This is a genomic window from Kitasatospora sp. NEAU-69 (genome assembly GCF_057158765.1).
This window is the reverse complement of sequence record NZ_JBWXUE010000003.1, coordinates 102,753-127,118: the sequence shown is the minus strand read 5'-3', so window position 1 is coordinate 127,118 and position 24,366 is coordinate 102,753. Positions and strand designations below refer to the sequence as shown.

Below are 24,366 nucleotides of genomic sequence, written 5' to 3'. Positions count from 1 at the left end.
TCGGACCAGGGCAGAGTGCCTCGGACCAAATCGACAGGAGAGACCGGTGACCGACGTCCGGATCATCATCAGCCGCGAACCCGATCGGGAAGAGCGCGTGGTGACTACGGGCACCACGGCCGCCGAGCTCTTCGCCGACGACCGCTCGATCGTCGCCGCCCGCGTGGCCGGCGCCCTCAAGGACCTCGCCTACCAGGTGCAGGACGGCGACGAGGTCGAGCCCGTCACGATCAGCAGCCCGGACGGCCTCAACATCCTGCGCCACTCCACCGCGCACGTGATGGCCCAGGCCGTCCAGGAGATCTTCCCCGAGGCGAAGCTCGGCATCGGCCCGCCGATCAAGGACGGCTTCTACTACGACTTCGACGTCGAGAAGCCGTTCCACCCCGACGACCTCAAGGCCGTCGAGAAGCGCATGCAGGAGATCATCAAGAAGGGCCAGAAGTTCGCCCGCCGGGTGGTCACCGACGAGGCCGCCCGCGAGGAGCTCGCGAACGAGCCGTACAAGCTGGAGCTGATCGGCCTCAAGGGCTCGGCCGCCACGGCCGGCGAGGGCGCGGACGTCGAGGTGGGCGGCGGCGAGCTGACCATCTACGACAACCTGGACCCGAAGTCCGGCGAGCTGTGCTGGGGCGACCTCTGCCGTGGCCCGCACCTGCCGAGCACCCGGATGATCCCGGCGTTCAAGATCATGCGCTCGGCGGCCGCCTACTGGCGTGGCAGCGAGAAAAACCAGCAGCTCCAGCGCATCTACGGCACCGCGTGGCCGACCAAGGACGAGCTGAAGGCACACCTCGAGTTCCTCGAGGAGGCCGCCAAGCGCGACCACCGCAAGCTCGGCAACGAGCTGGACCTCTTCTCGATCCCCGAGGAGATCGGCTCCGGCCTCGCGGTCTTCCACCCCAAGGGCGGCGTGATGCGCCGGGCCATGGAGGACTACTCGCGCAAGCGGCACGAGGAGGCGGGCTACGAGTTCGTCTACACCCCGCACGCCACCAAGGGCACGCTGTTCGAGCTCTCCGGTCACCTCGACTGGTACGCCGACGGCATGTACCCCCCCATGCAGCTCGACGGCGAGAACGACTACTACCTCAAGCCGATGAACTGCCCGATGCACAACCTGATCTACCGCTCGCGCGGTCGGTCGTACCGTGAACTGCCGCTGCGGCTCTTCGAGTTCGGCACGGTTTACCGGTACGAGAAGTCGGGTGTGGTGCACGGCCTGACCCGCGCCCGCGGCTTCACCCAGGACGACGCGCACATCTACTGCACCAAGGAGCAGATGGCCGGCGAGCTCGACTCGCTGCTCACCTTCGTGCTGGAGCTGCTGCGCGACTACGGCCTGACCGACTTCTACCTGGAGCTCTCGACCCGGGACCCGGAGAAGTCGATCGGCTCGGACGAGGACTGGGAGGAGGCCACCGAGACGCTGCGGGCGGCCGCCGAGAAGCAGAACCTCGAACTGGTGCTGGACCCCGAGGGCGCGGCGTTCTACGGCCCGAAGATCTCGGTCCAGGCGCGCGACGCGATCGGCCGGACCTGGCAGATGTCCACGATCCAGGTGGACTTCCAGCTGCCGAACCGCTTCGAGCTGGAGTTCCAGGGCGCCGACGGCAACCGTCAGCGGCCGGTGATGATCCACCGGGCGTTGTTCGGGTCGATCGAACGTTTCTTCGCCGTCCTGCTGGAGCACTACGCGGGCGCGATGCCGCCGTGGCTGGCTCCGGTCACCGTGGTCGGCATCCCGATCACCGAGGAGCACGTGCCGTACCTCCAGGAGGTCGCGGCCGAGCTGAAGAAGCGTGGGATCCGGGTCGAGGTGGACGCCTCGGACGAGCGGATGCAGAAGAAAATCAGGAACGCCCAGAAATCCAAGGTTCCGTTCATGATCATCGCGGGTAACGACGACGTCGAGGCCGGCGCGGTGAGCTTCCGCTACCGCAACGGTGAGCAGAAGAACGGCGTGCCCCGTGACGAGGCGATCCAGGAGATCGTTGATGCGGTGGAGCGTCGCATCCAGGTGTGACGCCGGGCCCCGCTTGAGCGGGGGTGATCCGAACCCGATGCTGCAGCGGATCTAGGGCACAGCATCCGCCCCGCGATCGCGGGGGTTCAAGTGCGGGGGCGGACTCCACCAGGAGTCTGCCCCCGCACTGGTTTCCCACCGCCCAGCTCCGAATATGCTGATCAGCATGACGAGTGAGCCGGAACTGCAGCAGGGCGTCGGGGAGCCGGACGGCTTCCGGCGTCTGTGGACGCCCCATCGGATGGCCTACATCCAGGGGGAGAACAAGCCCACCGGGCCCGCTCCCGATGACGGCTGCCCGTTCTGCTCGATCCCGTCGCTCAGCGACGAGGATGGGCTGATCATCACCCGTGGCGCGCACGTCTTCGCGGTGCTCAACCTCTACCCGTACAACGGCGGCCACCTGATGGTCGTCCCGTACCGGCACGTGGCCGACTACACCGAGCTGACCGACGAGGAGACCGTCGAGCTCGCCGCGCTGACGAAGCAGGCGATGACGGCGCTGCGCGCCGCCTCGGGGGCGCACGGGTTCAACATCGGGATGAACCAGGGCGGCGCGGCCGGTGCCGGGATCGCGGCGCACCTGCACCAGCACGTGGTGCCGCGCTGGGGTGGCGACACCAACTTCATGCCGGTGGTGGGCCACACGAAGGTGCTGCCCCAGCTGCTGGCCGACACCCGCAAGATGCTCGCCGAGGCCTGGCCGCAGCGCTGAGCCACAAAACGAAGAGCGGGGCCCGAGTAACTCCGGCCCCGCTCTTCGTCGCGTCGCGCTCCGCCGACACCGTCAGCCGGCGTCGTACACGTCCGCCCGGAACGGCCGTACGCCCTGCAGTTCGGAGCGCATGATCAGCCCGCGGGTGTTGAACCGCTCGGTGTTGATGTCGTGGTCCTGGAGGAACTCGATGGTGGCCCCGAGCACCGCGCTGACCACCGGTGTGACGATCCGGATCGAGTCGTCGGACATGAAGCGGCTGTTCCACGGGTGGGTCGCCCACGCGGTGCGCAGGCCGAACGGCTCCGGCAGCTTGAGTGAGCCGCCGAGCCAGCCGAGCAGTCCGGGGGCCTTCATGAACGCGGCCCGGACGGTCTGGCGGACCACCTCGTCGTTGTCGAGCAGCGGCAGCTGGATCGTCTGCTCCTCCCAGAACTTGCCGGTCTTGGGCCGCGAGATCTCCCGCGGCTTCGGCTTGTCGTGGAAGTAGCCGCCGACCGGACCGAGCGTGTGGCCGTTGACCGAGACCCGCAGCGTGTTGCTGAGCACGGTGACGGTGACCATGACGCTGACGATCAGCCGGCCGCGGTTGAGCACGAACTGGGTGCCGAGGTAGTGCCGCGGGCCGTCCACGCCGAAGCCCTGCCGGTTGGCGACCTCGACCACGGCGTGGTCGCGCATCCGGGGGCCGTCCATGTTGGGTCCGTCGGGGCGGCCGATCTCGTCCGCGCCGGCGCCGACCTCGGAGATCACCCACTGCTCGACCGAGGAGTTGGGCACCGCGCCGTTGCCGACCTCGCTGCGGCCGAGGCCGTTCAGTCGGTCGGTGATCTTGCGGACCAGGTCCCAGGTGTGGAAGGTGCGGAAGTCCTCCATGCCGTCGATCGGGCGCAGGTCCTCGACCATCTCCCAGGAGCCCCAGCGCTTGCCGAGGCCGAGTATCCCGTTGACGCCGGCGTAGTGCAGGATGTTCGTCTCCTGCTCCATCGACAGCCGGGTCAGCTGCTCCTTGAGCAGCGCGGCCTTCTTGTCGTTCTCGTCACGCGGGACGGCGCCGGGGATGATCGGCGCGGTCAGGTTGCCGTCCAGCAGATCGGTCCACTGGGCCCGCATCTCCTTGAGGCTGGCCAGGCAGATCCGCTTGGCGAGGAACCAGCCGGCCACCGGGACGAGCATCACGATGCGGCTGTAGCCGCCGAAGAAGCCGCCGAACGGCGGCCGCCAGGCGAGCACCGCGGCGACGATCAGCAGCAGGATCACCAGGAACGGGCCGACCCAGGCCTCCCGCTTGGCGTTGGTCCGCTTGAGGCGGGCGCGCAGCATGAAGGCGCCGACCCAGAGGATCGCGCCGGGCAGGAAGAGCAGGCCGGTGAGGCCCGCGACCCACATGAGCTTGCGGTCGCGGACGGCGCGCATCTGCTCGGCGGCCAGGCAGTGCTCGACGACCATCCGGGGCTCGGTGCCGAAGGAGGGCACGATCGGTTTGCGGCCGACGCCGAGCGTGCGGGTGATCACGGCCTTGCTGAATGCCTCGCCGATGTTGGGGGCGAAGAGTTCGAACCGGCCCTTCTTCTCCCCGGCACCGTCCTGGACGGCATCGACGAAGCCGCTGATGGCGCCGTCGCGGTAGGCGACCGACGCGAGTGCCTGGGTGACCACGGTCTGCGGTCCGGCGTCCGTGCGGGGTATCTGCGCACCGGGGGTCATGTCGAGCTTGCTGGCCATGGCGGTCTCCCCTCCTCCCCTGTCTGCGGCAGGTTACCGCGCTGTCGGCCGGTCGCGCCGAAGATCGTCTGAAGCTGTGTCAGTTGTGAAGAGACGTCATCTGCGGGTGTGCTGACGGCGCGGGCTCATTCTTCCCGGTTTGTTGCCCCTGATGCGGGCGCTTCGATCCTGATGCGGCAGGATCGTTGCCATGACTGGTTCTGAAGCCGAGTCAGCGGCGCTCGCGAATCCTGACCCGATCCTGGTTTTCGACGGGGACTGTGCGTTCTGCAGTTCCTGTACCCGGCTGGCCGAGCGGTATCTGCGGCAGACGCTGGCCTCGGCGGGGTGGACGGCGGTGCCGTTCCAGTTCGCGGATCTGGCGGCGCTCGGGGTGACGGAGGAGCGGGCGGAGCGCGAGGTGCTCTTGGTCACGCCGTCGGGGCGGGTGTACGGCGGGGAGCTGGCGGTGGCGAAGCTGCTGGCGCGCTCGGGTGGGGTGTGGGCGTATCTGGGTGCGCTGATCGCGCTGCCGCCGGTGCGGCCGCTGGCGGGTCTGGCGTACCGCTGGGTGGCGCGCAACCGGCACCGGATGCCGGGCGGTACCAAGGCGTGCTCGCTGGCGAACCGGCCGTAGTCCGGCCGTACTACCGTCGCGGCCCTCGGGCGGCGGTCGGGCGGCCCTCGGGCAGCGGCCGATCGGGTGTGCGGCGGCAGAGTCGGGGGAGTGGCCTGGATACCATGGGTTGCGCCGGGTGGGCTGATCCATTCGGTGGACCGGCTGTGCCGCATTTCGGCCGCCGGTGAAATCCGGTGAGATCGGAGCGGTCGGGAAGGCCATGCTCAACAAATACGCGCGTGCCTTCTTCACACGTGTCCTGACCCCGTTCGCCGCTCTGCTGCTGCGCTGGGGGGTGAGCCCGGACGCGGTGACGCTGATCGGCACCGCCGGTTCGGTGGCGGGTGCGCTGGTGTTCTTCCCGCGCGGGGAGTTCTTCTGGGGCACGATCACGATCACCCTGTTCATCTTCTCGGACCTGGTGGACGGCAACATGGCCCGCCAGGCCGGGACCTCGAACAAGTGGGGTGCGTTCCTGGACTCCACGCTCGACCGGGTGGCGGACGCGGCGATCTTCGGTGGTCTGGCGCTCTGGTACGCCGGGCACGGTGACAACGACCTGCTCTGCGCGGTCGCGGTGCTCTGCCTGGCGAGCGGCCAGGTGGTCTCGTACACGAAGGCGCGGGCGGAGAGCCTGGGCCTGCCGTGTGACGTGTCGGGGCTGGTGGAGCGGGCCGAGCGGCTGGTGGTCACGCTGGTCGCGGCGGGTATCTCCGGCCTGCACACGTTCGGTGTGCCGTACGTCGAGTGGCTGCTGCCGGTCGCGCTCTGGCTGGTCGGGGTGGGCAGCCTGGTCACGGTGCTGCAGCGGATGTTGACGGTGCGCCGCGAGGCGTTCGAGGCGGCGGCCGTCGCACGAGAGAGCTAGGACGACGACATCCATGACCGAGGCACCCATGACCGGGGCACCGCAGGCCGGGGCACCCAACGGCGCGGCACCGAACGGCGAGGCGCCGAAGGGCGCGGCACCGAAGTCTGAGGCGCGGCTGCGTGACCGGCTGGTCGACGCGGGTTACGCGGCGGGCTGGGGTGCGCTGAAGCTGCTTCCGGAGCCGGCGGTGCGGGTCCTGGGTGACCAGCTGGCCGATCTGACCTGGCGGCGGCAGGGCAAGGGGGTGCGGCAGCTGGAGCGCAATCTCGCGCGGGTGCGGCCGCAGGCCTCGTCGGCCGAGCTGCGCGAGCTGTCCCGGGCCGGCATGCGCTCCTACCTGCGGTACTGGATGGAGTCCTTCCGGCTGCCGGTGTGGAACGACCGGAAGATCGCGGACCGGATAGACGTCCAGGGTGTCGAGCACCTGACGGCGGCGATGGCGGCCGGGCGCGGCGCGGTGGTCGCCCTGCCGCACATGGCGAACTGGGACCTGGCCGGCGCCTGGGTGGCGCGGACCCAGGGCCTGCCCTTCACCACGGTCGCCGAGCGGCTGAAGCCGGAGTCGCTCTTCGACCGCTTCGTCGCCTACCGCGAGGGCCTCGGGATGGAGGTGCTGGCGCTGACCGGCAGCGACATCTCGGTGATCGGGACGCTGGCCCGCCGGCTGCGCGAGGGCAGGCTGATCTGCCTGGTCGGGGACCGGGACCTGTCGGCGGCGGGGCTGCCGGTGCGGTTCTTCGGCGAGACGACCCGGATGCCGGCCGGCCCGGCCGCGCTGGCGCAGCGGACCGGGGCGGCGCTGCTGCCGGTCTCGCTCTGGTACGACGGTCCGGTGATGCGGGCGACCATCCACCCGCCGATCGGCGTGCCGCAGGGCGTGGACCGGAAGGTGGCGACGGCGCAGATGACGCAGGCGATGGCGGACGTCTGGGCGGTCGAGATCGCCCGGCATCCGCAGGACTGGCACATGCTGCAGAAGTTCTGGCTGGCGGACCTGCCGGTCGACCGGGTGGTCGAGCCGGTGGCGGCGGAGCCGGAGCGAGGGGCTGTCGGGTGAAGATCGGCATCGTCTGCCCGTACGACTGGGACGTGCCCGGTGGCGTGCAGTTCCACATCCGCGACCTGGCCGAGTGGCTGCTCGCCGAGGGTCACAAGGTGTCGGTGCTGGCGCCGGCGGAGGACGACTCGAAGCTGCCGTCGTACGTGGTGTCGGCGGGGCGCGCGGTCGCGGTGCCGTACAACGGTTCGGTGGCGCGGCTCAGCTTCGGGATCATCTCGGCGACCCGGGTGCGGCGCTGGCTGCGCGACGGCGACTTCGACATCCTGCACGTGCACGAGCCGGCCTCGCCGAGTCTGTCGATGCTGGCGGCCTGGGCGGCGACCGGGCCGATGGTGGCGACCTTCCACACCTCGAACCCGCGCTCGCGGGCGATGATCGCGGCCTCGCCGATCCTGCAGCCGGCGCTGGAGAAGCTGAGCGCGCGGATCGCGGTGAGCGAGTACGCGCGGCGCACGCTGGTGGAGCACCTGGGCGGGGACGCGGTGGTGATCCCGAACGGGGTGGACGTCTCGTTCTTCGCCGAGGCGGAGCCGGATCCGCGCTGGTCGGGGGCGACGATCGGGTTCATCGGGCGGATCAACGAGCCGCGCAAGGGCCTGCCGACACTGCTGGCGGCGCTGCCGGAGATCCTGGCGGCGCGCCCGGACGTGCGGCTGCTGGTGGCGGGGAAGGGCGACGAGGCGGAGGCGGCGGCCGCGCTGGCGCCGGAGGTCCGCGAGCGGGTGGTCTTCCTGGGCATGGTGAGCGACGTGGAGAAGGCCCGGCTGCTGCGCAGCGTGGACCTGTACGTCGCGCCGAACACCGGTGGCGAGAGCTTCGGGATCATCCTGGTGGAGGCGATGTCGGCGGCGGCGCCGGTGCTGGCGAGCGATCTGGACGCGTTCGCGCAGGTGCTGGACGGCGGCCTGGCGGGGGAGCTGTTCCCGGTGGAGGACGCTTCGGCGCTGGCGGCGGCCGCGGTGCGGCTGCTGGACGACCCGGCGCGGCTGGCCGAGCTGCGGCTGGCGGCCTCGCGGCACGTGCAGCGCTTCGACTGGGCGACGGTGGGTGCCGACATCCTCGCGGTGTACGAGACGGTGACCGACGGGACCGGCGCCGCGGGCGTGCGGGAGGACGAGCGGACCGGCTGGCGCGAGCGGCTGGGTCTGCCGCGCGGCTGAGCCGACTGAACCGGTTGACGTGACCTCGGTCACACTCCGGCGAGCCGGTAGCGTTGCGCCCCGTGACTACCTGGATCTGGGCCGCGTTGGCCGTGGTGCTGTTCGCCGTCTACCTGAGCTGGACGGCCGGTCGGCTGGACCGGCTGCACGCGCGGATCGACGCCGCGCGGGCGGCGCTGGACGCGCAGTTGCTGCGCCGTGCTTCGGTGGCACAGGAGTTGGCGACCTCCTCGGTGCTGGATCCGGCGACCTCGATCGTGCTGTACGAGGCCTCGCACGCGGCGCGGCAGGCGGACGAGGAGCACCGCGAGGTGGCGGAGAGCGAGTTGAGCCAGGCGCTGCGCGCGGTGTTCGCCGAGCCGGAGCAGGTGGAGGTGCTGCGGGCGGCGCCGGGGGGCGAGGAGGCGCTGCGCGATCTGACCTCGGCGGTGCGGCGGGTGCCGATGGCGCGCCGGTTCCACAACGACGCGGTGCGGGCGGCGCGTCAGGTGCGGATCCACCGGCTGGTGCGGTACTTCCGACTCGCCGGGCGGGCGCCGTTTCCGCTGGCGTTCGAGATGGACGACGAGCCGCCGGCGGCGCTCGTTCCGCAGGGCGCGCCGGCCTGAGCCGGGGCCCGAGCTGTGGCCTGAGCTGTGCCCTGAGTTGTGGCTGGATTCGGGCTGTGGCGGTGCTCGATCGGTGCCTGATCGGGGCCTGAAAGATGGTCGGTTTGCGGAGGGTTCCGGCCTCTTTGGCGCATCCGATCTGGGTGAATGGACTTGGTGGCGCATCGATCGGCCAGTTGTACGGCCTACCATAGGGCGATAGCACCGGTTCGTCTTCGAGTGAGGTCTTACGTGTCCACCACCACTCCCGCTTCCGCCGACCAGCCGCAGATCGGTACCGCCCGGGTCAAGCGCGGCATGGCCGAGCAGCTCAAGGGCGGTGTGATCATGGACGTGGTCAACGCCGAGCAGGCCAAGATCGCTGAGGATGCCGGTGCCGTCGCCGTCATGGCGCTGGAGCGCGTCCCCGCCGACATCCGCAAGGACGGCGGCGTGGCCCGGATGTCCGACCCGGACATGATCGACGGCATCATCAACGCCGTGTCCATCCCGGTGATGGCCAAGTCCCGCATCGGCCACTTCGTCGAGGCCCAGGTCCTGCAGGCGCTCGGCGTCGACTACATCGACGAGTCCGAGGTCCTGACCCCGGCCGACGAGGTCAACCACTCGGACAAGTGGGCGTTCACCACCCCCTTCGTCTGTGGCGCCACCAACCTCGGTGAGGCGCTGCGCCGGATCGCCGAGGGTGCGGCCATGATCCGCTCCAAGGGCGAGGCCGGCACCGGCAACGTCGTCGAGGCCGTTCGCCACATGCGCCAGATCAACGGCGACATCCGCCGCCTGGCCACGCTGGACGAGAACGAGCTGTACGTCGCGGCGAAGAACCTGCAGGCCCCGTACGAGCTGGTCAAGGAGGTCGCGCAGCTGGGCAAGCTCCCGGTCGTGCTGTTCTCCGCCGGTGGCGTGGCCACCCCGGCCGACGCCGCGCTGATGATGCAGCTCGGCGCCGAGGGCGTCTTCGTCGGCTCGGGCATCTTCAAGTCGGGCGACCCGGCCAAGCGTGCCGCCGCCGTCGTGAAGGCCACCACGTTCTTCGACGACCCGAAGGTGATCGCGGACGTCTCCCGCGGTCTCGGCGAGGCCATGGTCGGCATCAACTGCGACACCCTGCCGGAGACCGAGCGTTACGCCAACCGCGGCTGGTAATCACCGCGCACTGGCTCGTCCGTCGGCCCGCCGCGCAGCCCCTGGGCGCGGCGGGCCCTCGTACGTACCCGCAACGACTTTGAAGAGGTAGAACAAACCGTGTCGAGCAGCACCCCCGTGATCGGCGTCCTGGCTCTGCAGGGCGATGTCCGCGAGCACCTGATAGCGCTCGCCGAGGCGGACGCCCAGGCCCGTCCGGTCCGCCGGGCCGAGGAGCTGGCCGAGGTCGACGCCCTGGTGATCCCCGGCGGCGAGTCCACCACGATGTCCAACCTGGCGCTCTCGTTCGGCCTGATGGCGCCGCTGCGGGCCCGGGTCGCGACGGGCATGCCGGTCTACGGCTCCTGCGCGGGCATGATCATGCTGGCGGACAAGGTGCTGGACGGCCGGGACGACCAGCAGACCGTCGGCGGCATCGACATGACCGTGCGCCGCAACGCCTTCGGCCGGCAGAACGAGTCCTTCGAGTCCGCGATCGCGTTCAAGGGCTTCGACGGCGAGCCGGTGCACGGCGTCTTCATCCGTGCTCCGTGGGTCGAGGCGATCGGCGCCGGCGTCGAGGTGCTGGCCGAGCTGCCCGCGGCGGACGGTGCGGAGAGCCGGATCGTGGCGGTTCGTCAGGGGAACCTGCTGGCGACCTCGTTCCACCCGGAGCTGACGGGCGATCACCGCGTGCACGAGTTCTTCGTCCGGATGGTCGAGAGCGCGGCGAAGTAGCTGGTACCTGGTGTCCTGCCCGACACCGGTAGGATCTCCGTTGTTTCATTTCCCTTTGGCGACGTAAAGGAGCTGGTGATGTCCGGCCACTCTAAGTGGGCTACCACCAAGCACAAGAAGGCCGTGATCGACGCCAAGCGCGGCAAGCTCTTCGCCAAGATGATCAAGAACATCGAGGTGGCGGCGCGCACCGGCGGCGGCGATCCGGCCGGCAACCCGACGCTCTACGACGCCATCCAGAAGGCCAAGAAGAGCTCGGTCCCGATCGACAACATCAACCGGGCCGTCAAGCGCGGCTCGGGCGCCGAGGCCGGCGGGGCCGACTACTCGACGATCATGTACGAGGGCTACGGGCCGAACGGTGTCGCGGTGCTCATCGAGTGCCTCACCGACAACCGCAACCGCGCCGCCTCCGACGTGCGCGTCGCGATGACCCGCAACGGCGGCTCGATGGCCGACCCGGGTTCGGTTTCCTACCTGTTCAACCGCAAGGGCGTCGTGGTCGTCCCCAAGGTCGACGGCGTGGACGAGGACCGGGTCCTGGAGGTCGTGCTGGAGGCCGGTCTGGACGTCGAGGAGGTCAGCGACCTCGGTGACTCCCTCGAGGTGATCTCCGAGGCGACCGACCTGGTCGCCGTGCGCACCGCGCTGGTGGACGCCGGTCTCGACTACGACTCGGCGGACGCGAACTTCGTGCCGAGCATGCAGGTCGAGGTGGACGTCGAGGGTGCGCGCAAGATCCTCAAGCTGATCGACGCCCTGGAGGACAGCGACGACGTGCAGAACGTCTTCGCCAACTTCGACATCCCGGACGAGGTCGGCGCCCAGCTCGACGACGAGTGAGCTGACAGCTGACGGCCCCGGCGAGGGGCTGTCCGGCCCGGTGGTCCCCAGGGACCGCCGGGCCGGTGTCGTTGTCGGGGCTGTCGCTGCCTGGCTGTCGGTGCCTGGCGCTAGGGTCTGACCAGGCACGACCGGACGATCCGGGCGGGCCGGAGACGAAGGGCGGCACGGTGCGGGTACTGGGCGTGGACCCGGGGCTGACCAGGTGCGGCGTCGGCGTGGTCGAGGGCGCGCCGGGCCGGCCGCTGCGGATGCTCGGGGTCGGGGTGGTGCGCACCCCGGCCGATCAGGAGGTGCCGCACCGGCTGCTGGCGATCGAGGCCGGCCTGTCGGAGTGGATCGACGCCCACCGGCCCGACATCGTCGCGATCGAGCGGGTCTTCGCGCAGCACAACGTCAGCACCGTGATGGGCACCGCGCAGGCCAGCGCGGTCGCGATGCTGTGCGCCACCCGGCGTGGGATACCGGTGGTGCTGCACACGCCCAGTGAGGTCAAGGCGGCCGTGACCGGCTCCGGGCGCGCCGACAAGGCGCAGGTCACCGCGATGGTGACCAGGCTGCTGCGGCTCGACACGCCGCCCAAGCCGGCCGACGCGGCCGACGCGCTGGCGCTGGCGATCTGTCACATCTGGCGCGGCACGGCCACCGACAAGATCGCCGCCGCGCTGGCCGCCCGCTCGGCCACCAACACCCGTCCGGCAGTTCGTAAGGAGCCCCGCCTGTGATCGCCTTCGTTCAGGGCCCGGTCGCGGCCATCGCGGCCGGCACCGCCGTCGTCGAGGTCGGCGGCGTCGGCCTCGCGGTGCAGTGCTCGCCGAACACGCTGGCCGCGCTGCGGCTCGGCGAGCCGGCCCGGCTGGCCACCTCGCTGGTGGTCCGTGAGGACTCGCTGACGCTCTACGGCTTCGCGGACGACGACGAACGCGCCACCTTCGAGGTCCTGCAGGCCGCCCCGGGGGTCGGGCCGCGGCTCGCGCAGGCGATGCTGGGCGTGCACAGTCCGGACGCGCTGCGCCTGGCGGTGGCCGGTGGCGACGAGCGGGCGCTGATCCAGGTGCCCGGGATCGGCAAGGCGAAGGCGGCCAAGCTGCTGCTGGAGTACAAGGACAAGCTCGGCAGCCCGGTCGGCAGCGTGCCGGCGCAGAAGCCGGCGGCGGCCGGGCCCGCGCCGTGGAGCGAGCAGCTGCATGCGGCGCTGGTCGGTCTCGGCTACGCTCCGCGCGAGGCGGAGGAGGCGGTCGTCGCGGTCACTCCGGAGGCCGAGGCACAGGCCCGCACCGATGTCGGGGCGCTGCTGAAGGCCGCGCTGCGCTCGCTCAACCGAACTCGATAGCACGACCTGACGCTTCATCACTTTGTCGACTTGGAGCCCGCCCTGATGAACCCGTACGACGATCCTGCCGACCGGTCGGCCGCCGACGGCTTCGCCGGCGACCGCCTGGTCGCCTCGGCCGCCGACGGTGAGGACCAGGCGGTCGAGGCGGCGCTGCGCCCCAAGGCGCTGGACGAGTTCATCGGCCAGGAGCGGGTGCGCGAGCAGCTCTCGCTGGTGCTGCGGGCGGCCCGGATGCGCGGCAGCGCGCCCGACCACGTGCTGCTCAGCGGCCCGCCCGGGCTCGGCAAGACCACGCTGTCGATGATCATCGCCGCCGAGCTGAACGCGCCGATCCGGATCACCTCCGGTCCGGCGATCCAGCACGCCGGCGACCTGGCGGCGATCCTCTCCTCGCTGACCGAGGGCGAGGTGCTCTTCCTGGACGAGATCCACCGGATGTCGCGCCCGGCCGAGGAGATGCTCTACATGGCGATGGAGGACTTCCGGGTCGATGTGATCGTCGGCAAGGGACCCGGCGCCACCGCGATCCCGCTGGAGCTGCCGCCGTTCACGCTGGTCGGCGCGACCACCCGGGCCGGGCTGCTGCCGCCGCCGCTGCGCGACCGCTTCGGCTTCACCGGCCACATGGAGTTCTACGCCCCCGCCGAGCTGGAGCGGGTGGTGCACCGCTCGGCCTCGCTGCTGGACGTCGAGATCGACCCGGCCGGTGCCGCCGAGATCGCCGGCCGCTCGCGCGGCACGCCCCGGATCGCCAACCGGCTGCTGCGCCGGGTGCGCGACTACGCGCAGGTCGAACACGACGGCGTCGTCGACCAGCGGATCGCGGCCCGTGCGCTCCAGGTCTACGAGGTGGACGAGCGCGGTCTGGACCGGTTGGACCGCGCGGTGCTGAACGCGCTGCTGCGCCTGTTCGGCGGCGGCCCGGTCGGGCTCTCCACGCTGGCGGTCGCGGTGGGGGAGGAGGCCGAGACGGTCGAGGAGGTGGCCGAGCCGTTCCTGGTCCGCGAGGGTCTGCTGGCCCGCACCCCGCGCGGCCGGATCGCGACCGCCGCCGCCTGGCAGCACCTGGGGCTGACCCCGCCGGTGCAGCCGGCCGCCGGGCGCGGTGCGGTGCCCGCCCAGCCGGAGCTGTTCCGGCCCGCCGAGGGCTGAGCGCGGGGTCGGGCGCAGGGCTCGGCGGGAGGGCGAAGTCTCCTGATCAAGGCCGGTTCGGCCAGGCGTGCGGGACCGGTTTGCGGTCCTTCGGCGCGTGGACACGTCAGGGACTCGCCACCTTCGGCGGCAGGATGCGATGCTTGGCGTTGTCCGATCAGAGCGGGTCTCCTAGACTTCGCCGGACCGCCCCGTCTCGCCTGACGGGCCGACCATCTCCACTGGCCATCCGCCGGGTGGCCGTAAAGGACCTTGCTGCTGTGAACTTCATCATCCTTCTCCTCCCGATCGCCGCGATCTTCCTGATGTTCCGGTCGCAGAAGAAGCGCCAGCAGCAGGCCCAGAGCATGCAGTCGGCGATGGAGCCGGGTTCGGCGGTGCGCACCATCGGGGGGATGTACGCGCTGGTCAAGGCGGTGAACGACTCCAGCGTCGAGCTGGAGATCGCGCCTGGCGTCGTGACGCACTTCTCGAAGAGCGCGGTCGCTGCGGTGATCGACCCGCAGGAGTACGACGAGATCATCAACGGCCGTCCCGAGCAGGACGAGTCCGCCGAGCTCGCCGAGCTCGCCGACGCCGAGCCCGTCGGGGCCGAGCTGTCGGACGAGTCCGTCAACCTGGAGAAGGGCGACGGGGAACGGTCCGCCGGCAAGTAGTTCCGGACGGTCTGCAGCACTTCACGGTTGTCCGCGGCTCGCGCTGCCCCCTGTCCCCACGACGGGCCGGGCGGCGCTGAGCCGGCGGCATGGGACAGGGAGAAACGAGCAAGGTGGCAACACCCAAGTCGCGTCCGCGCGACGGTTATCCGGGGCGGGCACTGGCCCTGATCCTCGCGGTGACCGTCGGTCTGGTCGCCCTCATGTTCGGGACAGGCCACAAGACGCCTCGCCTCGGGATCGACCTCGCCGGCGGTACCAGCATCACGCTGACGGCCAAGTCCACCGACAAGAACGCGGTCAACTCGACCAACATGAACACCGCCGTCGGGATCATCCAGAAGCGTGTCAACGCTTTCGGTGTCTCCGAGGCGGAGGTTCAGACCCAGGGCAGCAACAACATCATCGTCAACATCCCGCGCGGGACGAACAGCCAGCAGGCGGCCGAGCAGGTCGGTACCACTGCCAAGCTGTACTTCCGCCCGGTGATCGCGTCGGCGTCCTCGGGTCCGTTCGTCATCCCTCCCGCGAGCAGCAGCCCGAAGCCGGCGCCCAGCGGCTCCGCGAGCGGCTCGCCGAGCGCCGCGGCCAGCCCGTCCGGTAGCGCCTCGGCCGGCGCCAGTGCCAGTGCTTCGGCCAGTGCGAGCGCCAGTGCCTCGGGTTCCGCGTCGCCCAGCGCCTCGGCCAGTGCCTCGACGGCCGGCCGGGCGATCTCCCAGGGTCTGCTCGCCGCCGACGCCGCCTCCGGCGCTCCCGCGTCCGGTGCCCCCGCCTCCGGTGCTCCCGCGTCCGGCTCGGCCGCCGCGTCCGCCCCGGCCCCGGGCGTCCCGAGCGGCGCAGCCGTCCCCGCGTCGGCCGCCCCGAGCGCCCAGCCGCCGGCGACCGCCGCCGACATCTCGGCCGCGAGCCTCCAGGGCCAGCCGCCCGCCGATCTGGCGCAGCAGTTCGCCGCGCTGGACTGCTCCAACACGGCGCAGCAGAACAAGGACTACCAGACCGACCCGACCAAGGACACGGTCGCCTGCTCCTACGACAAGGAGCAGAACCAGTGGTTCAAGTTCGCGCTCGGTCCGGTCGCCGTCCAGGGTGCTGACGTGTCCAAGGCGCAGGCCGCCTACGACACCCAGAACGCCGCCGGCTGGGAGGTCCAGCTGACCTTCAACGACGCCGGTTCCAAGGCCTTCGCCGCCACCACCGGCGCGCTCGCCACCCAGCAGTCGCCGGCGAACCAGTTCGCCATCGTGCTGGACGGCCGGGTCGTCTCGCACCCGTACGTCAGCCAGTCGATCACCGGTGGCAACGCCGTGATCTCCGGCTCCTTCACCCAGGACCAGGCGAGCAGCCTGGCCAACGTGCTGAGCTACGGCGCGCTGCCGCTCAGCTTCGACAAGAGCGACGTCACCACGGTGACCGCCGCGCTCGGTGGCGACCAGCTGCACGCCGGCATGCTCGCCGGCGCGATCGGCCTGGCGCTGGTCATCCTCTACTCGCTGATCTACTACCGCGGCCTGGGCCTGGTCTCGATCGGCGGTCTGCTCGTCTCCGCGATCCTGACCTACACGATCATGACGCTGCTCGGCGCCGGCATCGGCTTCGCGCTGAACCTGCCGGCCGTCTGCGGTGCGATCGTGGCGATCGGCATCACGGCGGACTCGTTCATCGTGTACTTCGAGCGGATCCGCGACGAGGTCCGTGAGGGCGCGCTACTGCGCCCCGCCGTCCAGCGCGCCTGGCCGCGGGCCCGGCGCACGATCCTGGTCTCGGACTTCGTCTCGATCCTCTGTGCCACCGTGCTGTACATCGTCTCGGTCGGGAAGGTCCAGGGCTTCGCGTTCACGCTGGGGCTGACCACGCTGCTCGACATCGTGGTGATCTTCCTGTTCACCAAGCCGCTGATCACGCTGCTGGCCCGGAAGAAGTTCTTCGCCGACGGCCACCCGTGGTCCGGCCTGGACCCGAAGCGCCTGGGCGCCCGCCCGCCGGTGCGCGGCAGCCGCCGTCGCCCCGCAACCTCCGCCGTGAAGGAGGCCTGACCCGATGTCACGCTTCGGCAACCTCGGCCACCGTCTCTACCAGGGCGAGGTCAGCTTCGACTTCGTCGGCCGGCGCAAGCTCTGGTACAGCATCTCGGCGGCCATCGCGGCCGCGGCGATCATCGGTCTGACCGTGATCGGCCTGCACCTGGGCATCGAGTTCAAGGGCGGTTCGGTCTACACCGTCCAGAAGCCCGGGCTCACCGTCGTCCAGGCGCAGGACAGCTCCAACAAGATCGTCGGTGACTCGACCCCGCAGGTGCAGGCCACCGGTGACGGTCAGATCCGGATCCAGGTCAGCGCGAACGAGAAGGTGTCCGCGGACGACTTCACCAAGCAGCTCTCCACCGACCTGGACATCCCGGCGAGCAACATCAACGCCCAGGTGGTCGGCCCGAGCTGGGGTCACGAGATCTCCCAGAAGGCGCTGCTCGGCCTGATCGTCTTCATGGTCCTGGTGACGCTCTACCTGGCGGTCGCGTTCGAGTGGCAGATGGCGGTGGCCGCCCTGGTCGCGCTGATCCACGACCTCGTGATCACCATCGGCGTCTACGCCCTGGTCGGCTTCGAGGTCACCCCGGGCACCGTGATCGGCTTCCTGACGATCCTCGGCTACTCGCTCTACGACACGGTCGTCGTCTTCGACACCGTGCGCGAGAACACCAAGGACCTGGAGAAGCAGAACAAGCTCACCTACAGCGAGGCGGCCAACGCGGGCCTCAACCAGACCCTGGTGCGTTCGCTGAACACCACCGTGGTCGCGCTGCTGCCGGTGGCCGCGCTGCTCTTCATCGGTGGCGGCCTGCTCGGCGCCGGCACGCTGAACGACATCTCGCTCGCGCTCTTCGTGGGTCTGTCCGCCGGTGCCTACTCCTCGATCTGCGTCGCCACCCCGCTGCTGGCGCAGCTCAAGGAGCAGACCCCGCAGATGCGGGCGCTGGCCAAGCGGGTCGCCCAGCGGCGTGCCGCGGACGCCAAGGCGGCCGCGCTCGCTCCGCAGGACGCGTCCGACGGCCTGGCCGGGGACGAGGACGACGAGCAGGCCGACGGCCTCTCGGCCGGCCTGGTCGGCCAGCGCAACCAGCCGGTGAGCCGGGCCCGCGGCAAGGGCCGTCCCTCCGGAAAGCGCTGAGGAGCGTTCCATGACCGACACCGCACTCGCCGACCTGCTGAACAGCCGGATCCGCGACGTCCCCGACTATCCGAAGCCGGGGGTGCTGTTCAAGGACATCGCCCCGCTGCTCGCCGACGCCGAGGCCTTCGCGGCGCTCACCCGGGCGCTGGCGGAGCGGGCCAGGGAGCTCGGGGCGACCAAGGTGGTCGGCCTGGAGGCGCGCGGCTTCGTGCTGGCGGCCCCGGCGGCCTTCGCGGCCGGGCTCGGCTTCGTGCCGATCCGCAAGAAGGGCAAGCTGCCCGGCGAGGTCTTCCAGCAGTCCTACGACCTGGAGTACGGCTCGGCCACGCTGGAGGTGCAGTGCGACGCCTTCGAGCCTGGTGAGCGGGTGCTGGTGGTGGACGACGTGCTGGCCACCGGCGGCACCATCGCGGCCTCGCTGGACCTGGTCCAGCGGACCGGGGCGGAGCTGGTCGGCGTGGTCGTGCTGATGGAGCTGGGCTTCCTGCCCGGCCGTGAGCGGCTCGTCCCGCACCTGGGCGGCGCTCCGCTGGAGACGCTCGTCACGGTCTGAGCCGGTAGCACCCGGCTGAATCGAGAGCGGTGATCACATCTGTGATCACCGCTCTCGGCATGTCAGCCACCGGGCGGCTAAACGTCGGCGCGCCATGCTCGGTACGATGAAGGTTCATCCGGTGCGTACCGAGGAGTGTCCTTGCCCGACGAGGTAGTCCCCACGGCCGAGGCCGCCGCCCCCAGCAATCAGCCCGCGCCTTCGGGGGCCACCCCGGCACGTCCGACCCCGCCCCCTTCGGGCTACGCCCGCGCCGCGGCCGCCGCCGCCCGGGCCGGCTCCTCCTCCGGCGGTATGCGCGCCCGGCTGGCCCGTTTCGGCGGCCAGCGCTCCACGGTGCTCAACCCCGTGCTGGAGCCGCTGTTCCGCACCATCCGGGCGAACGACCCGAAGGCCGACCCGGCGCTGCTGCGCGACATCGAGCGGGCCTACGCGGTCGCCGAGCGCTGGCACCGCGGCCAGAAGCGCAAGAGCGGCGACCCGTACATCACCCACCCGCTCGCCGTGGCCACCATCCTGGCCGAGCTCGGCATGGACGCCGCCACGCTGATGGCCGGCCTGCTGCACGACACCGTCGAGGACACCGACTACGGCCTGGAGACGCTGCGCCAGGACTTCGGCGACTCGGTCGCGCTGCTGGTGGACGGCGTCACCAAGCTGGACAAGGTCAAGTTCGGCGAGGCCGCCCAGGCCGAGACGGTCCGCAAGATGGTCGTCGCGATGGCCAAGGACCCCCGGGTCCTGGTGATCAAGCTCGCCGACCGGCTGCACAACATGCGCACCATGCGTTACCTCAAGCGGGAGAAGCAGGAGAAGAAGGCCCGCGAGACGCTGGAGATCTACGCCCCGCTGGCGCATCGGCTGGGCATGAACACCATCAAGTGGGAGCTGGAGGACCTGGCCTTCGCCATCCTCTACCCGAAGATGTACGACGAGATCGTCCGGCTGGTCGCCGAGCGCGCGCCGAAGCGGGACGAGTACCTGGCGACCGTGATCGACCAGGTGCAGGGCGACCTGCGCGGCGCCCGGATCTCCGCCTCGGTGACCGGCCGGCCGAAGCACTACTACTCGGTCTACCAGAAGATGATCGTCCGCGGTCGCGACTTCGCCGAGATCTACGACCTGGTGGGCATCCGGGTCCTGGTCGACACCGTCCGCGACTGCTACGCGGCGCTCGGCACCATCCACGCGCGGTGGAACCCGGTCCCCGGCCGGTTCAAGGACTACATCGCGATGCCCAAGTTCAACATGTACCAGTCGCTGCACACGACGGTGATCGGCCCCGGCGGCAAGCCGGTCGAGCTGCAGATCCGCACCTTCGACATGCACCGGCGGGCCGAGTACGGCATCGCGGCGCACTGGAAGTACAAGCAGCGCGCGGTGGCCGGCGCCTCCAAGGTGCGCACCGACACCCCGACCCAGGTCCGCAAGGAGGACAAGGCCGGCGCCGTCAACGAGATGGCCTGGCTGCGGCAGCTGCTGGACTGGCAGAAGGAGACCGAGGACCCGAGCGAGTTCCTCGAGTCGCTGCGCTTCGACCTCTCCAACAACGAGGTCTTCGTCTTCACCCCCAAGGGTGACGTCATAGCGCTCCCCGCGGGTGCCACCCCGGTGGACTTCGCGTTCGCCGTGCACACCGAGGTCGGCTACCGCTGCATAGGAGCCCGGGTCAACGGGCGGCTGGTGCCGCTGGAATCGACGCTGGAGAACGGCGACCTGGTCGAGGTCTTCACCTCCAAGGCCGAGGGCGCCGGCCCGTCCCGCGACTGGCTCGGGTTCGTCAAGTCGCCGCGGGCCCGCAACAAGATCCGGGCCTGGTTCTCCAAGGAGCGCCGCGAGGAGGCGATCGAGCAGGGCAAGGAGGCGATCGCCCGCGCGATGCGCAAGCAGGGCCTGCCGATCCAGCGGATCCTGACCGGCGACTCGCTGGTCACGCTCGCGCACGAGATGCGTTACCCCGACATCTCCTCGCTCTACGCCGCGATCGGCGAGGGGCACGTCACCGCGCAGTCCATCGTGCAGAAGCTGGTGCAGGCGCTCGGCGGCGAGGAGAGCGCGTCCGAGGAGTACGCCGAGACGGCCATCCCGACCCAGGACGGCCGGGCGGCCCGCCGCCGGCGCGCCAAGGGCGACCCCGGCGTCATCGTCAAGGGCGTGGACGACGTCTGGGTCAAGCTCTCGCGCTGCTGCACGCCGGTGCCGGGCGACCCGATCGTCGGCTTCATCACCCGCGGCAACGGCGTCTCGGTGCACCGCGCCGACTGCGTCAACGTGGACTCGCTGACCCAGCAGCCGGAGCGGATGATCGAGGTCGAGTGGGCGCCGACCCAGTCCTCGGTCTTCCTGGTCGCGATCCAGGTCGAGGCGCTGGACCGGTCGCGGCTGCTTTCGGACGTCACCCGGGTGCTCTCCGACCAGCACGTCAACATCCTGTCGGCGGCGGTGCAGACCTCCCGCGACCGGGTCGCGATGAGCCGCTTCACCTTCGAGATGGGCGACCCCAAGCACCTGGGGCACGTGCTCAAGGCGGTGCGCGGAGTGGAGGGCGTCTACGACGTGTACCGGGTGACCTCGGCGCGCAAGTAGCCGCACAGCGGCAAACGGATCGGGCCCGGGGGGGGAGGAAAAGAGAGGGAAAACAAAGAAAACCCCCTCCCTTCTCTAACCACAGAAAAAAAAAAAACCAAAAAAAAAAAACCCCCCCCCCCCCCCCCCACACCCCCCCCCCCCCCCCCCCCGGGCCCGATCCTTGTGCGGCTCGAAGAATCAGCCGCTGAACTCCTCCAGGCTCTTCAGCGCCTGGTCGAGCAGCGCCTGCCGGCCCGCCAGCTCGGTCTCCAGCTTCTTGGCCTTGCTCTCGTTGCCGGCCGCGCGGGCCTTGTCGAGGTCGGCCTTCAGCTTGTCGACCGCGCCCTGGAGCAGCCCCGTCATGCCGGCCGCACGGGCCTTGGCCTCCGGGTTGGAGCGCTGCCACTCGGCCTCCTCGGCCTCGCGGATCGCCCGCTCGACCGTGTTCAGCCGGGCGTCGAGCTTCGGCCGGGCGTCGCGCGGCACGTGCCCGATCGCCTCCCAGCGCTCGTTGACCTCGCGCAGCGCGGCCTTGGCGGCCTTTAGGTCGGTGATCGGCAGGATCGCCTCGGCCTCGACGAGCAGGGCCTCCTTGAGCTTCTGGTTCTCGCCCTGCTCGGCGTCGCGCTCGGTGAAGACGGCCGAGCGGGCCTGGAAGAAGACGTCCTGGGCGCCGCGGAACCGCGCCCACAGCTCGTCCTCGGCGTCCCGCTGGGCCCGACCCGCGGCCTTCCACTGCGCCATCAGATCGCGGTAGCGGGCCGCGGTGTCGCCCCACTCGGTGGAGTTCGACAGCGCCTCGGCCTCGGCGACCAGCCGCTCCTTGACCGCCCGGGCCGAGTCACGCTCGGCGTCCAGCTGCGCGAAGTGCGCCTTGCGGTGCTTGGAGAAGACCGAGCGGGCGTGCGAGAAGCGGTGCCACAGCTCGTCGTCGCTCTTGCGGTCGAGTCGCGGCAGGCCCTTCCAGGTGTCCACCAGGGCGCGCAGCCGGTCGCCGGCCTCCCGCCACTGGGTGGACTCGGCGAGCTGCTCCGCCTCGGCGACCAGCGCCTCCTTGGCGGTGCGGGTCTCGTCGGCCGCCTTGGCCCGAGCCGCCTTGCGCTCGACCTGGCGGGACTCGATCTCGCCGGCCAGCGTGTCCAGCCGCTTCGCGAGCGCCTCCAGGTCGCCGACCGCGTGTGCCTCGACGACCTGCGCGCGCAGGTGGTCGAGCGCGGTCTGCGCCTCCTTGGCAGCCAGGTCGGTCTTGCGCACGCGGTGCTCCAGCAGGCCGATCTCGGCGGCCAGGCCCTGGTACTTGCGCTCGAAGTAGGCGAGAGCCTCCTCGGGGGAGCCCGCCTGCCAGGAGCCGACGACGCGTTCGCCCTCGCTGGTCCTGACGTAGACGGTCCCCTGCTCGTCGACACGGCCCCACGGGTCGCTGCTCACAGCGCCTCCTCCACATGACGTCCCGCCCACGGCCTCGTGGTGCGGGTCCGTCGTCCACAGTTGAATGTGCGGCGGACCGATGGCCCGCCGTCCTTGCCCGCCCGATCTGTTCGGCTGCCGTGGGTGACGGCGGTCGGGTCAAGGCACCCTATACAACAGCAACATAGGCGACCAGGCCCGGTGCTGTCCGCATCCGGGCCGGGCCGATTTCGCGCGGTCAGTCCTTGGTGGCGGTGACCTTGTTGAAGACCACGTTCGCGTTCGGCGCACCGTCGCCGGTGCCGCCCTGGACGCCGCCGGCGGCGATGTTGTTCAGCACGTCCATGCCGCCGGTGATCTTGCCGAACGGGATGTAGCTCGGGTCCAGCTGGGTGTCCTTGTAGACCAGGAAGAACTGGCTTCCGTTGGTGTTCTTACCGGAGTTGGCCATCGCGACGGTGCCGGCCGGGTAGGTCGCGCCGGTCAGGTTCTCGTCGGGGAACTTGTAGCCCGGACCACCGGTGCCGGTGCCGGTCGGGTCACCGCACTGCAGGACGTAGATGCCCTCGGTGGTGAGGCGGTGGCACTTCACGTGGTCGAAGAAGTTCTGCCCGGCCAGGAAGACGAAGGAGTTCACCGCGTGCGGCGCCTTCGAGGGGTCCAGCTGGAGCGTCACGTTGCCGCAGCTGGTGTCCATCTGGACGGTGTAGGTCGACTTGGTGTCCACCGTCATGGCCGGCTCGGCCGGCCACTGCTTGCCGTTCGGCTGGCCCGGCTGCGGCGTGGTGCAGCCCTTGACCGCCACCGGGCTCGGTGCGGCGCTGCTCGGCACCGCCGCGGTCGGCGCGGTGTCGGCGCTCGCGGTGCTCTTCTTGTCCGAGGAGAAGACGCCGGCGGCGGCGGAGGAGACGCCGCCGATCACGACGAGCGCGAGCACGCCGCCGACGATGGCGTTGCGGCGCTTCGCCTTGGCCGCGGCCTGGACGCGGTTCTCCTGCTGGCGCTCGTACTTCTCGCGGGCGAGCTGCCGTCGCCGCTGTTCGCTGCTGACCACCGGCCGTGTCTCCTAGGTGTTTCGACTGCGTCTTGAGTCAGGTTCTTCGTCGTTCGGGGGTTTGGGCGCCGTACAGGCGCCCCGCGGATCATCGCACCCCATGGCCGCCAAGTGTAGGGACCCGGTCCCTGAGAACTCGATGAAGCGCGCATGGCGGCGATCACGAACGAACCGCTCGGCGCCGCGCCCCCTATCTGGTTCGCGACCGGTGCCTTACCGCCGGTAGGCTGCACCGAAGACTTTCCACGCCCCGTTCGACCGATTGAGGACTGCCGTGTTCATCGCCGGATTTCCCGCCGGAGCCTGGGGCACCAACTGCTACCTGGTCGCGCCGGCCGCCGGCGAGGAGTGCGTGATCGTCGATCCCGGGCACCAGGCGGCCGAGGGCGTCGAGACGATGATCCGCGAGCACGGCCTGAAGCCGGTCGCGGTGGTGCTCACGCACGGGCACATCGACCACGTCGCCTCGGTGGTCCCGATCTGCGGCGCCAGGGACGTCCCGGCGTACATCCACCCGGACGACCGGTTCATGCTGACGGATCCCGAGAAGGCGCTGGGCCGGGCGATCGGCCAGCAGTTGCTCGGCGAGCTGACCATCGGCGAGCCGTCCGACCTGCGCGAGCTGACCGACGGCTCGGTGCTGGAGCTGGCGGGGCTGCGGATGACCGTCGACCACGCGCCGGGCCATACCGGGGGGTCGGTGACGTTCCGGACGCCCGCCACCGAGGAGATCCCTCCGGTTCTCTTCTCGGGCGACCTGCTCTTCGCCGGCTCCATCGGGCGCACGGACCTCCCGGGCGGCAACCATGCCGCGATCATGCAGTCGCTGGCCCGGGTCTGCCTGCCCCTCGACGACGCCACCGTGGTGCTGTCCGGCCACGGCGCCCAGACCACCATCGGCAAAGAGCGCGCCACCAACCCCTACCTCAGGCAAGCGGCCGGGGCGTTGGCCTCCCTGGACTCTTTTGGGCCCTCCGCGCCGCAACGAGGAATGTGACGGAAG

The 24,366-nt window shown here is 70.6% G+C and carries 22 protein-coding genes; 19 read left to right on the top strand and 3 right to left on the bottom strand.

The features are described from left to right. The first annotated feature begins 46 nt into the window (after positions 1–46). Together thrS and AC060L_RS04815 are read left to right on the top strand one after the other, a co-directional pair. Positions 47–2,026, top strand: a complete 1,980-nt coding sequence (gene thrS / locus AC060L_RS04820; RefSeq protein ID WP_483797190.1) for a threonine--tRNA ligase — start codon at positions 47–49, stop codon at positions 2,024–2,026. A gap of 154 nt (positions 2,027–2,180) precedes the next feature. Next, positions 2,181–2,741: an HIT family protein gene (locus tag AC060L_RS04815; protein ID WP_483797189.1), complete on the top strand. Its 561-nt coding sequence runs from the start codon at positions 2,181–2,183 to the stop codon at positions 2,739–2,741. Positions 2,742–2,813: 72 nt separating this feature from the next. On the opposite strand, the gene AC060L_RS04810 is transcribed toward AC060L_RS04815, so the two are convergent. Further along, complete coding sequence (locus AC060L_RS04810) at positions 2,814–4,466, bottom strand: hypothetical protein (RefSeq protein ID WP_483797188.1); 1,653 nt, start codon at positions 4,464–4,466, stop codon at positions 2,814–2,816. A 190-nt stretch (positions 4,467–4,656) separates the two neighbouring features. Between AC060L_RS04810 and AC060L_RS04805 the strand changes: the two genes are divergently transcribed. From AC060L_RS04805 to AC060L_RS04730, 16 genes are all read left to right on the top strand, one after another. Next, positions 4,657–5,082 carry a thiol-disulfide oxidoreductase DCC family protein gene (locus AC060L_RS04805; RefSeq protein ID WP_483797187.1) on the top strand — a complete coding sequence of 142 codons (426 nt, stop codon included), beginning with the start codon at positions 4,657–4,659 and terminating at the stop codon, positions 5,080–5,082. A 202-nt stretch (positions 5,083–5,284) separates the two neighbouring features. After that, positions 5,285–5,932: a phosphatidylinositol phosphate synthase gene (gene pgsA, locus AC060L_RS04800; RefSeq protein WP_483797186.1), complete on the top strand. Its 648-nt coding sequence runs from the start codon at positions 5,285–5,287 to the stop codon at positions 5,930–5,932. A gap of 13 nt (positions 5,933–5,945) precedes the next feature. After that, entirely contained in the window at positions 5,946–6,992 is a 1,047-nt protein-coding gene (locus tag AC060L_RS04795) for a phosphatidylinositol mannoside acyltransferase (protein WP_483797185.1), read from the top strand. Then, positions 6,989–8,155: a glycosyltransferase family 4 protein gene (locus AC060L_RS04790; protein WP_483797184.1), complete on the top strand. Its 1,167-nt coding sequence runs from the start codon at positions 6,989–6,991 to the stop codon at positions 8,153–8,155. Before AC060L_RS04795 ends, AC060L_RS04790 begins: the two co-directional genes overlap by 4 nt. Positions 8,156–8,217: 62 nt before the next feature. Continuing rightward, the gene (locus tag AC060L_RS04785; RefSeq protein WP_483797183.1) at positions 8,218–8,763 is read left to right on the top strand and encodes a LemA family protein; all 546 of its coding nucleotides are present in this window, start codon (positions 8,218–8,220) and stop codon (positions 8,761–8,763) included. Between the two features lie 231 nt (positions 8,764–8,994). Next, positions 8,995–9,909, top strand: a complete 915-nt coding sequence (pdxS, locus tag AC060L_RS04780; RefSeq protein ID WP_483797182.1) for a pyridoxal 5'-phosphate synthase lyase subunit PdxS — start codon at positions 8,995–8,997, stop codon at positions 9,907–9,909. Between the two features lie 99 nt (positions 9,910–10,008). After that, positions 10,009–10,626 carry a pyridoxal 5'-phosphate synthase glutaminase subunit PdxT gene (pdxT, locus tag AC060L_RS04775; protein ID WP_483797181.1) on the top strand — a complete coding sequence of 206 codons (618 nt, stop codon included), beginning with the start codon at positions 10,009–10,011 and terminating at the stop codon, positions 10,624–10,626. A gap of 78 nt (positions 10,627–10,704) precedes the next feature. After that, the gene (locus AC060L_RS04770; protein WP_483797180.1) at positions 10,705–11,469 is read left to right on the top strand and encodes a YebC/PmpR family DNA-binding transcriptional regulator; all 765 of its coding nucleotides are present in this window, start codon (positions 10,705–10,707) and stop codon (positions 11,467–11,469) included. Positions 11,470–11,639: 170 nt separating this feature from the next. Beyond that, entirely contained in the window at positions 11,640–12,194 is a 555-nt protein-coding gene (ruvC, locus tag AC060L_RS04765; RefSeq protein WP_483797179.1) for a crossover junction endodeoxyribonuclease RuvC, read from the top strand. Continuing rightward, entirely contained in the window at positions 12,191–12,802 is a 612-nt protein-coding gene (ruvA, locus tag AC060L_RS04760; protein WP_483797178.1) for a Holliday junction branch migration protein RuvA, read from the top strand. The genes ruvC and ruvA overlap by 4 nt, the downstream gene beginning before the upstream one ends. Positions 12,803–12,847: 45 nt before the next feature. Further along, positions 12,848–13,957 (top strand): Holliday junction branch migration DNA helicase RuvB, encoded by a 1,110-nt coding sequence (ruvB, locus tag AC060L_RS04755; protein WP_483797177.1) that lies wholly within the window; start codon positions 12,848–12,850, stop codon positions 13,955–13,957. Positions 13,958–14,217: 260 nt separating this feature from the next. Continuing rightward, entirely contained in the window at positions 14,218–14,613 is a 396-nt protein-coding gene (yajC, locus tag AC060L_RS04750) for a preprotein translocase subunit YajC (RefSeq protein WP_483797176.1), read from the top strand. A gap of 113 nt (positions 14,614–14,726) precedes the next feature. Further along, positions 14,727–16,646, top strand: a complete 1,920-nt coding sequence (gene secD / locus AC060L_RS04745) for a protein translocase subunit SecD (RefSeq protein WP_483797175.1) — start codon at positions 14,727–14,729, stop codon at positions 16,644–16,646. 4 nt (positions 16,647–16,650) lie between these two features. Beyond that, positions 16,651–17,778, top strand: coding sequence for a protein translocase subunit SecF (gene secF, locus AC060L_RS04740; protein WP_483797174.1), 1,128 nt, complete (start codon positions 16,651–16,653; stop codon positions 17,776–17,778). A 10-nt stretch (positions 17,779–17,788) separates the two neighbouring features. Beyond that, positions 17,789–18,334 carry an adenine phosphoribosyltransferase gene (locus AC060L_RS04735; RefSeq protein ID WP_483797172.1) on the top strand — a complete coding sequence of 182 codons (546 nt, stop codon included), beginning with the start codon at positions 17,789–17,791 and terminating at the stop codon, positions 18,332–18,334. Positions 18,335–18,475: 141 nt separating this feature from the next. After that, complete coding sequence (locus AC060L_RS04730; protein ID WP_483797171.1) at positions 18,476–20,920, top strand: RelA/SpoT family protein; 2,445 nt, start codon at positions 18,476–18,478, stop codon at positions 20,918–20,920. Positions 20,921–21,100: 180 nt separating this feature from the next. On the opposite strand, the gene AC060L_RS04725 is transcribed toward AC060L_RS04730, so the two are convergent. Both AC060L_RS04725 and AC060L_RS04720 read right to left on the bottom strand, forming a co-directional pair. Next, positions 21,101–22,330 (bottom strand): DUF349 domain-containing protein, encoded by a 1,230-nt coding sequence (locus tag AC060L_RS04725; RefSeq protein ID WP_483797170.1) that lies wholly within the window; start codon positions 22,328–22,330, stop codon positions 21,101–21,103. A 217-nt stretch (positions 22,331–22,547) separates the two neighbouring features. Next, positions 22,548–23,363 (bottom strand): peptidylprolyl isomerase, encoded by an 816-nt coding sequence (locus AC060L_RS04720; RefSeq protein ID WP_483797169.1) that lies wholly within the window; start codon positions 23,361–23,363, stop codon positions 22,548–22,550. Between the two features lie 274 nt (positions 23,364–23,637). On the opposite strand from AC060L_RS04720, the gene AC060L_RS04715 reads away from it, so the two are divergent. Further along, positions 23,638–24,360 (top strand): MBL fold metallo-hydrolase, encoded by a 723-nt coding sequence (locus tag AC060L_RS04715; protein ID WP_483797168.1) that lies wholly within the window; start codon positions 23,638–23,640, stop codon positions 24,358–24,360. Positions 24,361–24,366 lie beyond the last annotated feature (6 nt).

Bases quoted from the DNA above. Each gene is read 5' to 3' on its own strand.
- AC060L_RS04815 (WP_483797189.1), top strand. From the start codon at position 2,181: ATGCTGATCAGCATGACGAGTGAGCCGGAACTGCAGCAGGGCGTCGGG.
- AC060L_RS04810 (WP_483797188.1), bottom strand. From the start codon at position 4,466: ATGGCCAGCAAGCTCGACATGACCCCCGGTGCGCAGATACCCCGCACG.
- AC060L_RS04805 (WP_483797187.1), top strand. From the start codon at position 4,657: ATGACTGGTTCTGAAGCCGAGTCAGCGGCGCTCGCGAATCCTGACCCG.
- pgsA (WP_483797186.1), top strand. From the start codon at position 5,285: ATGCTCAACAAATACGCGCGTGCCTTCTTCACACGTGTCCTGACCCCG.
- AC060L_RS04795 (WP_483797185.1), top strand. From the start codon at position 5,946: ATGACCGAGGCACCCATGACCGGGGCACCGCAGGCCGGGGCACCCAAC.
- AC060L_RS04770 (WP_483797180.1), top strand. From the start codon at position 10,705: ATGTCCGGCCACTCTAAGTGGGCTACCACCAAGCACAAGAAGGCCGTG.
- ruvB (WP_483797177.1), top strand. From the start codon at position 12,848: ATGAACCCGTACGACGATCCTGCCGACCGGTCGGCCGCCGACGGCTTC.
- secF (WP_483797174.1), top strand. From the start codon at position 16,651: ATGTCACGCTTCGGCAACCTCGGCCACCGTCTCTACCAGGGCGAGGTC.
- AC060L_RS04735 (WP_483797172.1), top strand. From the start codon at position 17,789: ATGACCGACACCGCACTCGCCGACCTGCTGAACAGCCGGATCCGCGAC.